Source organism: Butyrivibrio hungatei NK4A153, from assembly GCF_000424465.1.
Taxonomy (GTDB): Bacteria; Bacillota; Clostridia; order Lachnospirales; family Lachnospiraceae; genus Butyrivibrio; species Butyrivibrio hungatei_A.
The window spans coordinates 339,316-349,757 of record NZ_AUJY01000002.1 but is presented as its reverse complement, the minus strand read 5'-3'; the positions used below and the strand labels follow the sequence as shown (position 1 = coordinate 349,757).

The 10,442-nt window shown below is 44.3% G+C and carries 12 protein-coding genes, 2 tRNA genes and 1 rRNA gene; all 15 read right to left on the bottom strand.

The window, feature by feature from the left end; genetic code table 11:
- A 16S ribosomal RNA gene (locus G628_RS0104470) occupies positions 1-195 on the bottom strand; the annotation flags it as partial.
- A 156-nt stretch (positions 196-351) separates the two neighbouring features.
- Positions 352-440, bottom strand: a tRNA-Ser gene (locus tag G628_RS0104465).
- Positions 441-493: 53 nt separating this feature from the next.
- Positions 494-579: transfer RNA gene (locus G628_RS0104460), tRNA-Ser, on the bottom strand.
- A 251-nt stretch (positions 580-830) separates the two neighbouring features.
- The gene (locus G628_RS0104455) at positions 831-1,886 is read right to left on the bottom strand and encodes a glycosyltransferase family 4 protein (protein ID WP_027208564.1); all 1,056 of its coding nucleotides are present in this window, start codon (positions 1,884-1,886) and stop codon (positions 831-833) included.
- A gap of 1 nt (position 1,887) precedes the next feature.
- A complete protein-coding gene (gene ispD / locus G628_RS0104450) occupies positions 1,888-2,595 on the bottom strand; it encodes a 2-C-methyl-D-erythritol 4-phosphate cytidylyltransferase (RefSeq protein WP_026667499.1) in 708 nt (235 codons plus the stop codon).
- 14 nt (positions 2,596-2,609) lie between these two features.
- Complete coding sequence (tsaD, locus tag G628_RS0104445; protein WP_051199027.1) at positions 2,610-3,707, bottom strand: tRNA (adenosine(37)-N6)-threonylcarbamoyltransferase complex transferase subunit TsaD; 1,098 nt, start codon at positions 3,705-3,707, stop codon at positions 2,610-2,612.
- Between the two features lie 60 nt (positions 3,708-3,767).
- The gene (locus tag G628_RS0104440) at positions 3,768-4,658 is read right to left on the bottom strand and encodes a ChbG/HpnK family deacetylase (protein WP_026655740.1); all 891 of its coding nucleotides are present in this window, start codon (positions 4,656-4,658) and stop codon (positions 3,768-3,770) included.
- A 15-nt stretch (positions 4,659-4,673) separates the two neighbouring features.
- Positions 4,674-5,249, bottom strand: coding sequence for a DUF6715 family protein (locus tag G628_RS0104435; RefSeq protein ID WP_026655741.1), 576 nt, complete (start codon positions 5,247-5,249; stop codon positions 4,674-4,676).
- A gap of 37 nt (positions 5,250-5,286) precedes the next feature.
- Positions 5,287-6,207: a ribonuclease Z gene (locus G628_RS0104430; RefSeq protein ID WP_026667496.1), complete on the bottom strand. Its 921-nt coding sequence runs from the start codon at positions 6,205-6,207 to the stop codon at positions 5,287-5,289.
- Complete coding sequence (tsaB, locus tag G628_RS18410) at positions 6,204-7,448, bottom strand: tRNA (adenosine(37)-N6)-threonylcarbamoyltransferase complex dimerization subunit type 1 TsaB (RefSeq protein ID WP_027208562.1); 1,245 nt, start codon at positions 7,446-7,448, stop codon at positions 6,204-6,206. Before tsaB ends, G628_RS0104430 begins: the two co-directional genes overlap by 4 nt.
- A 21-nt stretch (positions 7,449-7,469) precedes the next feature.
- Positions 7,470-7,907: a tRNA (adenosine(37)-N6)-threonylcarbamoyltransferase complex ATPase subunit type 1 TsaE gene (gene tsaE, locus G628_RS0104420; protein WP_026655744.1), complete on the bottom strand. Its 438-nt coding sequence runs from the start codon at positions 7,905-7,907 to the stop codon at positions 7,470-7,472.
- 144 nt (positions 7,908-8,051) lie between these two features.
- Positions 8,052-8,432, bottom strand: coding sequence for a DUF5975 family protein (locus G628_RS0104415; RefSeq protein WP_026655746.1), 381 nt, complete (start codon positions 8,430-8,432; stop codon positions 8,052-8,054).
- A gap of 75 nt (positions 8,433-8,507) precedes the next feature.
- The gene (locus G628_RS0104410) at positions 8,508-8,870 is read right to left on the bottom strand and encodes a hypothetical protein (protein WP_027208561.1); all 363 of its coding nucleotides are present in this window, start codon (positions 8,868-8,870) and stop codon (positions 8,508-8,510) included.
- Between the two features lie 45 nt (positions 8,871-8,915).
- Positions 8,916-9,662, bottom strand: a complete 747-nt coding sequence (locus G628_RS0104405) for an ABC transporter permease (protein ID WP_027208560.1) — start codon at positions 9,660-9,662, stop codon at positions 8,916-8,918.
- A complete protein-coding gene (locus tag G628_RS0104400) occupies positions 9,662-10,354 on the bottom strand; it encodes an ABC transporter ATP-binding protein (protein WP_026655749.1) in 693 nt (230 codons plus the stop codon). The genes G628_RS0104405 and G628_RS0104400 overlap by 1 nt, the downstream gene beginning before the upstream one ends.
- Positions 10,355-10,442: the final 88 nt, after the last annotated feature.

Sequence of the window (10,442 nt, the reverse complement as noted above, 5' to 3'; positions counted from 1 at the left end):
TATGCGGTATTAACAGTCGTTTCCAGCTGTTATCCCCCAGTATGAGGCAGGTTGCCCACGCGTTACTCACCCGTCCGCCACTAAGATTTAACAAGAATCTGCCGAAGCTTCATCAGCGTTAAATCTCCGTTCGACTTGCATGTGTTAGGCACGCCGCCAGCGTTCATCCTGAGCCAGGATCGAACTCTCACGTTTAAAAGTTTAATCCGGCTAAGAACTTAAGCTTGGCTTTTCGTTCTGTCCGTTAATTTACATTTTTCTGAATTATTCTCTTGGAATCTTTCAGGGTTGCATTACTGTTTATTTGTCAAGGTACTTCTAATTATGATCCTTACTGATTGCGTAAGGCAACGCAGAAGGAGGGATTTGAACCCTCGCGCCGCTATTAACGACCTGCACCCTTTCCAGGGGTGTCTCTTCAACCACTTGAGTACTTCTGCAAAATAGTTGATTAACAACAAGTATGTTATTAACAGCGTGTTCATAATTAAAGCGGAGCGAAAGGGATTCGAACCCTTGTGGCGTTGCCGCCAAACGGTTTTCAAGACCGCCTCGTTATGACCGCTTCGATATCGCTCCGAGTAAAAACTTTATTACCTCAGATGAGATAACGCTCTGTTTGAGTTGCTGTCGCATCTCGCGCAGCGCAAGAATTATATTAACAAAGGGTACTTCTTATGTCAACCCTATTTTTCAATTTTTTTTCTAATTTTTTTCACTTTACGTCAAATCGAGTTTTTGTATTGCATAAAATTGTCTGAAATCTTCGTACAATTCCCATTTTTACTGGATTTTACGTCTGTCAATATGATTCACATTTTTTATACTACTCAGCACAAATTTCTATATATTTCGACCAGTTTTTGCAGATTTTTTTCCAAAGAAAATTTTTCTTTGGCGGTTTTTATTCCGCCTCTCGATAATCTTTCCGCAAATTCTTTGTCGCCCGCAACACTCTCGATTGCATCTTTGAGCCCCTTAACATCCTTCGGTTTTATCAGAATTCCCGAGACTCCGTCCTCGATTGCCTCCGGAATACCGCCGACATCAGTTGAGATAACGGCGCATCCGTGGAGCATTCCCTCAATTACGGAAATCGGAAATCCCTCAAAATATGACGGAAGCACCATGATCCCGCACTTATCAAGCCATTCATCCTTAAGTGTTCCCATTACCCAGCCAAGTGTCTTCACGTATGAAGATCTCTTTTCCACTTCGCTTCTGTATTCGTCATCCTCATAGATGCCGCCCAGATACAGCGTGATCTCAGGCCTCTTTTCGTGAATTTCGTCCATCGCCGCAAAAAGTTCGCTCATTCCCTTGTTTCTGCATATTCTTCCGAGGAAAAGAATCTTTGTATAGTCCTTTTCCGTCACATCAACATCCACATCCTGCGTGCTCACGCCGTTTGGAAGAATCCGGATCTTCGCCTTATCCACAATTGTTCCAAAAAAGTCGTTCAGCTTATCCGTCAGTACCAGCAATACATCTGCCATTCCAAAGATACTTTTGACGCTCTCTTTTCCTTTTTCATCCAGCTTTTTATAGTATTCTTCTATGTTTCCGCCGTGCTGATGTATTACAATCTTCTTCCCACGGCGCTTTGCACATTTGATAAAAAGAGCTTTCCGCCAAAAACTGTTATCCGACGCGACATTCACATGAACAACATCGTATCTTCCCACGCACAGAAAAAAACGTGCATAAGCGAAACAAGCCACCAACAGCTTCTTAAGCTTGGTGCCTTCCTTCATTGTCCCTATATATTTCAGATTAACCTTTTCATCCAGTCCTACGTGATAATAACCGTTTACAAGTCCCGAAATACCGCCGTGAACGCTGCGGTCGGGACCGATCATCAATACTTTTATCTTATCTTTTTCCACTTCACTTTTTCCCCAGAATTGCCTCCGCCGCAGGAATATCCTCCGGTGTCGTGATCTTGATATTGTTGTATGAACCCTCAACAAGCTTGACCTTGCGGTCGGTAAAATACTCGACAACCATGGCATCATCGGTAATATTGACGCCCTTTGCGATGAGCTCTTCCTCCTCGCGGTCGAGCCTCATGTACAGATCTTTTATGAGTTTAAAAGAAAAAGTCTGCGGCGTCTGTATCATCCATGTCCTGTCTCTGTTTGGCGTGGAAACCGCAAATCCGTCCTCATCACAGATCTTAATGGTATCTTTTACAGGCATTCCGACAACGCACGCGCCGTAGTTTCTTGCTCCGTCGAGTGCTCTTAAGATAATATCCTTGGTCAAAAAAGGTCTTGCCCCATCGTGAATAAAAGCATAATCATAGTCATCCTCTGCTGCCATAAGCCCCAGACGAACACTGTGATAACGGTAAAGTCCGCCCTCAACGATAGCCTTAACCTTATCAAATCCAAATTTTTCAACAATCTCACTGCGGACAAATTCAACATCTCCGCGTGATACAACAAGCACAATATCATCCACAGGGCTCTCTTCAAAAGCCTTCAATGAATAGTAAATAAGCGGCTTTCCGCCTATATCAAGATACTGCTTTTTAACATCACTTTTCATCCTGCTACCGCTACCGGCAGCAAGCACAACAGCCACAGTTTTCATGGCATCTCCAATCTTTATCTGTTCTTATCCGCGTGATACCTTCTCTCCCTGTCTCCAAGCGGAAGATTCGGTACAGCATTAAGGTCAAGCCCGAAAGTCTTGCCCTGTATGAATTCATAGTACCCCGCAGCTCCGATCATCGCCGCATTGTCCGTGCAAAGCACCGGTGAAGGCCTGCAGAATCTTATATTATTGGCCGCACATTCTTTTTCCAAGAGCTCCCTGAGCGCGGTATTTGATGCAACACCTCCCGCAATCGCAAGACAGTCCATGCCGTATTCCTTGCACGCTCTTATCGCATGCTCTGCGAGCACCTGTACAACGGCTTTCTGAAAAGAAGCCGCAACATCATTGGGATTAAGCTCCTGTCCCTGCATCTTGGCCTGATTAATATAATTAAGCACTGATGACTTAAGTCCGCTAAAAGAAAAATCGTAGTCTGCGCCCGCGATCTTGGCCTGAGGGAATGTAAACGCATCCGGATTTCCCTCTTTTGCCGCCTTATCGATCTTGGGACCGCCGGGATATCCGAGTCCTATCGCCCTGGCAACCTTGTCAAAAGCTTCTCCGGCCGCATCATCCCTGGTCTGTCCGATTATCTCGTACTTGCCGTAATCTCTTACGATAACAAGGTGCGAGTGCCCTCCCGATACCACGAGACACGCAAATGGCGGCTTTAAATCCTTGTTTTCGATATAGTTCGCACAAATATGTCCTTCGATATGATGAACGCCTATAAGAGGCTTTTTCGTTGCATATGCGATAGCCTTTGCTTCAGAAACTCCTACCAAAAGAGCTCCCACAAGCCCGGGCCCGTAGGTAACGGCAACAGCATCTATATCGTTAAGCGACAGCCCCGCCTCGGAAAGCGCAGCACGAACACAACCGTTGATTTTCTCAACATGCTTTCTCGAAGCAATCTCGGGCACAACTCCGCCATAGACCGTATGAAGCGCGATCTGGGAAGAAATGATATTCGACAGTACCTCTCTTCCGTTCCTTACAACAGCAGCCGCAGTCTCATCGCATGAGCTCTCAATCGCAAGGATGGTAACATCCCCCGCACCTCCGACAGCTTCCGCGTCGCCATCACCATTCTCTTTTATTGACATAAAGATGACACCGTCATCCTCTACATTCTTGTTAATTTCCATAACTTACCTTTTCGCAGATCATCTGCTAAGATTACTTCCAAATTTTTTAAGCGCTTCCGCCTCTTTCATCCTGTTCGGACTTGTGAGGAAATCATAATCATCCCTACTCGTAAGCCTCTCCACATCTGCAGGCACGGTTACATCACCCGGATGGAAAAGAATCTCCATCTCATCATTCCCTCTTTTCTCCAGGATATCCGCAGCGCTCTTAATACATGCCCTGACGTTGTCATAGAACATATGCCCCGAAAGCATTACGCCCATGAACAGCTTGTTTTCCAAGCCCAGTCCTTTCAAAAAAGTCTTGTATTTCATCTTGTTCCTTACAACAAGCGCGTTCAGGATCATCACTTTAACAAGATTTACAAGCCTAAGCCCCTTGAGTTTCAGTATATTTCCGGAATAAACGGACACTTCCTCATACGGAAATCTTATGTATGAAACCTTAAATTTATTGCTCTTAACAACATCCATAAGCGCATCAAAGATAACGGGAATCATATGATAATGCACATGTCCGTCAATCCTGTACACGCCACCGTTCATATACTCACCGCATGCGCGAAGCTGCGTCTCAACTTCTCTTCTGATCTGCCTGTAATACGCCTTTCTCAAAAAAGGAATATAGCTCACCAAAAGAAGTTTGATAAAACCGCAGTCAAAATTTCCCCTCTCATTCACAAGCAGATCCGCCCTGTTTCCGCTGATAGGCCTGCCCTCAACAAAATTAAGGTGTACGGTGACAAAAAGCTTCTCTCTTATATCCGAGATCGCATCCATACACTCTTTTAAATACGGGCTGTTGGGCATGATACTTATGCCATTGAGCGCCCCCTTGTGATAACAATCCATAATATGACGACTCTGTTCGGGAAAAAGCCCGTAGTCGTCCGCATGATACTCTATCAAAAACCATCCTCCAAGTTATTGCTTTGTTTGTACATCCCAGCCAAGGATCTTCCATCTCTTCTCATCATCCTGGCGAAGAATAAACTGGTAGTAAGTGGCAACCGTAGACGTTCCTTTTCTAAGTGAAAAAAGACACTGCACATTGCACATCTTCTTTCCGGATACGGTAACAACATCAGGCTCCGTATTCTGCACCAGATAATTTGAAATCGAATAATCCCCTTCTTTTCTCTCCGCTATCTCATTTTTCATGGACTTGGAAAAATTCACCTGCTGCCCAAGAAGCTCATCATCCATGATTCCCTTAAGAACATAAAGCATCTTGTCCTGCTGCCCTTCAGTGTATTCCTCCTTATAAAGAACCTGCATGGTCTTTGCATACAGCTCAACCACCATCCTCGGGTTCGCCGGATAGTTCTTTTCAAGATTGGTAGTAGTGATCTCATCAACCGCTGTCAGATTGTACTGCTCTTCCTCAGGACTCTTTTTGCTTCCCACGAACATAAAATACAATCCCACTACGACGACCGCTCCGAGCGCCAATAATACGATTGATTTCAGAATTGCTGACTTTACACTGTTGTTTTCCATGTCCCCTCCGTTTTGAAAAAAAGATTCAGTCTGCAGATTATTCTTCGAACCTAAGCGTCAGACTTCTGCCGTCCTTCGCCGCAACTGTATTTGCAAATATTTTTCTCGCTTCTCCTATGAACTCCTGCGGATTAACAAGTGACGGACTGTAATGTGTAAGCCACATTTCTTTTACCTCCGCATTCTTGGCAAGTCTCGCAGCCTCATAGAACGTCATGTGTTTGTGCTCTTTCGCCTTTACAAGCTTATCGGGCTCTCCGTACATACCCTCGCATATAAAAAGATCTGAATCCTTAGCGTTGTTAACGATGCTGTCCGTAGGCCTTGTATCCGTGACGTAAGTAAGCTTAATACCTTTTCTCGCCTCACCAAGCACCATATCAGGCGTATAGACCGTTCCGTCTTCAAGCTCTATCGTCTCGCCCTTCTGAAGACCGTTCCAGTAACGCCTGTCAATTCCTGCAGCCACAGCCGCATCAACATTAAACTTTCCCTGTCTTCTGAGATTCATGGTATATCCGTAGCAGGGAATATTGTGATTAACCTTAAACGCAGAAAGAGTAAATCCGGGCATTCCCTCGGGTTCAAAAGACATCTCACCTTCCGTTATCTCTTTAAACTTAATCTCAAACGGAAGCTCAGGCGCTATCACTCTGAGCGCATTCACAACCCTCTCAAGCCCCTTAGGTCCAACCATAAGTAGCGGCTCTGTCCTCTCAGCATTTCCCATCGTAAGAAGAAGTCCCGGAAGACCACTAATGTGATCCGCATGATAATGAGTAAAGCAGATAATATCTATCGGTTTGGAACTAAGTCCCTTTTTCTTAAGTGCGATCTGAGTCGCCTCACCCGAATCTATAAGTATACATTTTCCGTTATATCTCACGTACAAAGAAGTGAGCAAACGGTTGGGAAGCGGCATCATTCCGCCCGTTCCCAGCAAACAAACATCTATCATAAAACCTGTTTCCTTTTCCAGTAAATAACCGCATCATCCTTGGGCTCATCGTAAAATCCGGGTCTTACGCCCTCGCTCACAAAGCCAAGTCTCTCATAAAGCCCTATCGCAGGCGCATTTCCCGCACGAACTTCAAGAGTGTAGTCACTTATCCCTATTCCGTGGCCTCTCTCAAGGAGCTGCTTAAGCATCTTGTAAGCAACGCCCTCTCTCCTGCAATCGCCCGAAACAGACACATTCGTGATCTCGCCGTCGCCCGAAATATTCTGAACACCGCACAGACCTACGACTCTTTCTGCCTTCTCGGCAACAAGATAGATCGTGTCGTCTCTTGTAAGTGCATCAAGAAGCTGTTTCTGCGTCCAAGCCTCTTTTCCCAGATTCGTCTTCTCAAGATTATAAGCATCCTCGATATCCTCAGCGCTCATCTCCCTGATCCTGATAATCCCGGGATTATTCCTGCTCGCAGCCTTCTTTTCGGTAAGCTTACCTTTAGACTCACCCCCGCTTTTATCCTTCTCAAGAGCTTCGCGCTCAGCCTGGGAGAGTCTCAGATAATCGGGAGCAAAATCATCGGCATTGACAATCCTTCCCTCAGCCGCATAAACTCCCGCAAGTGCCGCAACAGCCGCCGCATTCTGCCTGTTCTGGAAAAAAGGCGCTATCGAATACGGAACCTTCAAAAGCTCCTCCAGCTTGTCATGATAGACCGGAACACCGTCGCCCAAAAGCACAACCGGCTTTCCAATCTCGTTTATCCTGTTCGCTATATCCTCAACAGATGTCGCAAACTGCTCATGTATAACCTGCATGTCAAAAGACCTCTCAAGACTTTTTCCCTCGTAGGTCTTTGGCACAAACGTATAAAGTCCCGTGTACACCTGATTTCTTCTGGCATCCATCATAGGACAAATTATCTTTTCAACTCCGTAGAGATTATAAGCAATCCCGTCAACGGTGGGTACCGGTATTATCGGCTTATTAAGAGCAAGCGCAAGTCCTTTTGCCGTTGCGCTTCCGATACGAAGTCCCGTAAAAGAGCCGGGTCCCTCAGCCACCGCTATGGCATCGATCGTAGACAGATCGAGATTTATCTTTTTGCATATGTCATCAAGCATAGGCATCAAGATCTCAGAATGTGTAGTTTTATATTGCACCGAGAACTGGGAAACAAGCATATCTCCGTCAGAAACCGCAACGGTTCCCACAAGTCCCGATGTATCGATAGAAAGTATTTTCATATAACTCACTTTTTATATCATTTATTTTTTTGTCATTGTAATAAGTCGATAATCAAAGCCTTTTTCAAGGTTCTTTTCTATGACTATCTCCGTATAATGCTCAGGCAATATCTCTTCTATGAGGTTCGCCCATTCAATAAAGCAGATGCCGTCTCCGTAGAAATAATCCTCATACCCGATCTCATCCATCTCGCTGACATCACCGATGCGATATACATCAAAGTGGTAAAAAGGAATCCTTCCCTCGTCGTAAACCTGCAGGATAGTAAAAGTCGGGCTGCTCACAGGTCCCGTAATCCCAAGTCCCGCGGCAACTCCCTGCGTAAGAACGGTCTTTCCCACGCCAAGATCACCAACAAGAGTATACACCATTCCCGGCGTCGCGCTCTCGCCAATCCTTTTGCCAATCTCAAACGTCTCCTCGGCACTATTCGTCTCGTGTCTGGTAACTATATCCATACAAACCTCGCATATTTCAAACTTTGCCTCTTTAACTATATCACAAAAAGATAACCGCAAAAAGCGAATTGTCTTTTTACGGTTATCCCTGATCAGTGCTCGGCACTGCTTTTATTTCTGTAATTTTTTGCGATAAAGATTACTTTATTGCATCTGGTAATAAACGTCCATGATAAAAAAATCGCTGTCCGCATTACCGTCTTGTAACTTGCTGTATACCTTTACATCATAATGTCCTATTCTGTTCTTATTGATCTCTTTGAGCAGATCCTCATATTCGCTAAAACTCCCCTCAAAGCGGACTCTCGCAGCCGGATCAATCTCAAGAACATACGGTGCATCCTGTTCCTGCTCCCGATCTGAGACACTAACCAACTTGGAATATAGCTGGTACGTCCCTTTATCAGGCTCAATAATCGCACCCTTTTTCAGATTCTTGATCCTTTTGCAGAATTCCTCACGATCTACGGTAACCCTATCCATGCACTCTTCCCTAAACTCTGTGTAAAGCTCGGTGTTATTCATACTTTCCTCCTGTTCTCAACAATAATGCTGTTTGACACTATATCTGTTAACAGTTAAAAAGCCTTATATAACCAATCATGCCTGTTCAGTGTTAGCCTGTTCATTATCTGTCTTTTTTGTCTTTACCATCTTAGTATAATAGTAAGCATAAAACAGCTCAGATAAGCATTGAGTTCCAACAAGAAACATTATAACATATCCAACTCTGCCTATCGAAAAAACTGCATCTTCTCCAAATATATATGGCGCAAATCCTTCCCAGCATATAAACCAAAACCACAAAGTCCATGATGAACCCGCCTGCGCTTTTGTCATAGCTTCAAGAGCTTTTTCATCTCCCTTATGCTTTATAGAGTATACAGCCCTCCAGATTAAAGTTCCCATCATAGCTAAACCTGCACACACGATCACAATTAACATTCTTTTCTGTTCAAACATTCTTAAATCCTCCTTGTTTTATAAAAAAATTTATTGTTCCCTCTTTTATTTCTGAATCTGCAAAGCCTTGAACTTAAGCGTTATCATGGCAAAAAAAGCTACTATGGTTCCGCCGCATACCGCCATCGCAAGTGTTCGGTCAATCGCCACCATACTTACAAATGCCTTAAGGTAGTACATCACTTCATATTTCGCTATCTGCGGGCATGCAGAACTCAAAATGCATCCTATTACCAGAACAATTACCGCTACGCCTACCATTGAGCCGCTGTTTTTCACAAACAGTGAAACAAACAACACAACCATTGACCAGCCTGCAAGCGCAAAATAAGTTTCCGCATATATAACCGCATTTTGGAAAAGAGCCTCAACCACCGTATCACTTCCCCAGAACGCGACAGCTACGATATTTGACGTAACATACGTAACCGCAATAAGGGCCATCGCACCGATAAGAACCACTACCGCCTTAGCCGCTATCAGCTTTTCACGCGACTGCCCACACAGAAGCGGAAGCTTCAAACTGCCACTGTCTGCCTCATCGGTAACAAGAAAAGTCACGAAAAGAGTGGCAAATACCGGCAACACTATATCTGCTATCATGCCAAGAACCTGTGTGGGAAAATTGCCGCCTGTCATTGAATCAATCACGTCTTTTTCAAGAAGTCCCTTCATCTGAATCGAGCTGACAAGCACACCCATGGCTATACATGTAACAAACAGAATCAAAAGAAATATTCCAAGCCTTCTGCCTTTCCAGAGCTTATACAGTTCATTCTTTACATTCTTCATCACGCCTGCCTCCTATACATGCTGTAGTAACTGTCCTCAAGGCCTTCTCCCAGTTCACTGATATCACCGCTGAAAAGAATCTTTCCCGCATCGATCATGACCACCTTATTGCATATTTTTTCTATATCATGCAAAAGATGCGACGAGATAAGGATTGCTACGTTATCCACCCTTGCAAGCTTCTCAAGCATTTCATAAATATCTTTCATTCCATACGGATCCAGTCCGTTTGTAGGTTCATCAAGGATAAGAAGCTCAGGATCGTTAAGGAGCGCCCTTCCAAGCCCCAGTCTCTGGCGCATACCTGTCGAATACGATTTTACTTTTTTGCCGATATGTTCCGACAATCCCACAAAATCAACTATTTCTCTGACCTTTTCTTCAGATACATTGTCATATAACTTTGCAATAAGCATCAGATTGTCGTACCCCGACAGATACTCATAAAACGCCGATGATTCAGTTGCAAAGCCGATCTTCTCAACAAAGTTTGTTCCTTCACCGATCACTATCTCGCCGGAATCCTTGCTGATGAGATTCATTATCATCTTCATAGTTGTTGACTTACCGGCGCCATTTGGTCCGATCAATCCGACAATATCTCCCTTTTCCACATCAAGCGAGATATTATCAACAACTTTTCTGCCGTTGTAGCTTTTATTAAGGCCCGCGATATGTAACACATTGCTCATAAGCATCCCCCTTTTCCCATTCTTTATCCTGTCTAATCTTATCAGCCAATGTGCTTAGAATTTGCTTTTGGGAACCAACTATACAAAA

What these genes read in the sequence shown, in the direction of transcription:
- ispD (WP_026667499.1), bottom strand. Translation starts at nt 2,595, where the DNA reads ATGAAAACTGTGGCTGTTGTGCTTGCTGCCGGTAGCGGTAGCAGGATG.
- tsaD (WP_051199027.1), bottom strand. Translation starts at nt 3,707, where the DNA reads ATGTCAATAAAAGAGAATGGTGATGGCGACGCGGAAGCTGTCGGAGGT.
- G628_RS0104435 (WP_026655741.1), bottom strand. Translation starts at nt 5,249, where the DNA reads ATGGAAAACAACAGTGTAAAGTCAGCAATTCTGAAATCAATCGTATTA.
- G628_RS0104430 (WP_026667496.1), bottom strand. Translation starts at nt 6,207, where the DNA reads ATGATAGATGTTTGTTTGCTGGGAACGGGCGGAATGATGCCGCTTCCC.
- tsaB (WP_027208562.1), bottom strand. Translation starts at nt 7,448, where the DNA reads ATGAAAATACTTTCTATCGATACATCGGGACTTGTGGGAACCGTTGCG.
- tsaE (WP_026655744.1), bottom strand. Translation starts at nt 7,907, where the DNA reads ATGGATATAGTTACCAGACACGAGACGAATAGTGCCGAGGAGACGTTT.
- G628_RS0104415 (WP_026655746.1), bottom strand. Translation starts at nt 8,432, where the DNA reads ATGAATAACACCGAGCTTTACACAGAGTTTAGGGAAGAGTGCATGGAT.
- G628_RS0104410 (WP_027208561.1), bottom strand. Translation starts at nt 8,870, where the DNA reads ATGTTTGAACAGAAAAGAATGTTAATTGTGATCGTGTGTGCAGGTTTA.
- G628_RS0104405 (WP_027208560.1), bottom strand. Translation starts at nt 9,662, where the DNA reads ATGAAGAATGTAAAGAATGAACTGTATAAGCTCTGGAAAGGCAGAAGG.
- G628_RS0104400 (WP_026655749.1), bottom strand. Translation starts at nt 10,354, where the DNA reads ATGAGCAATGTGTTACATATCGCGGGCCTTAATAAAAGCTACAACGGC.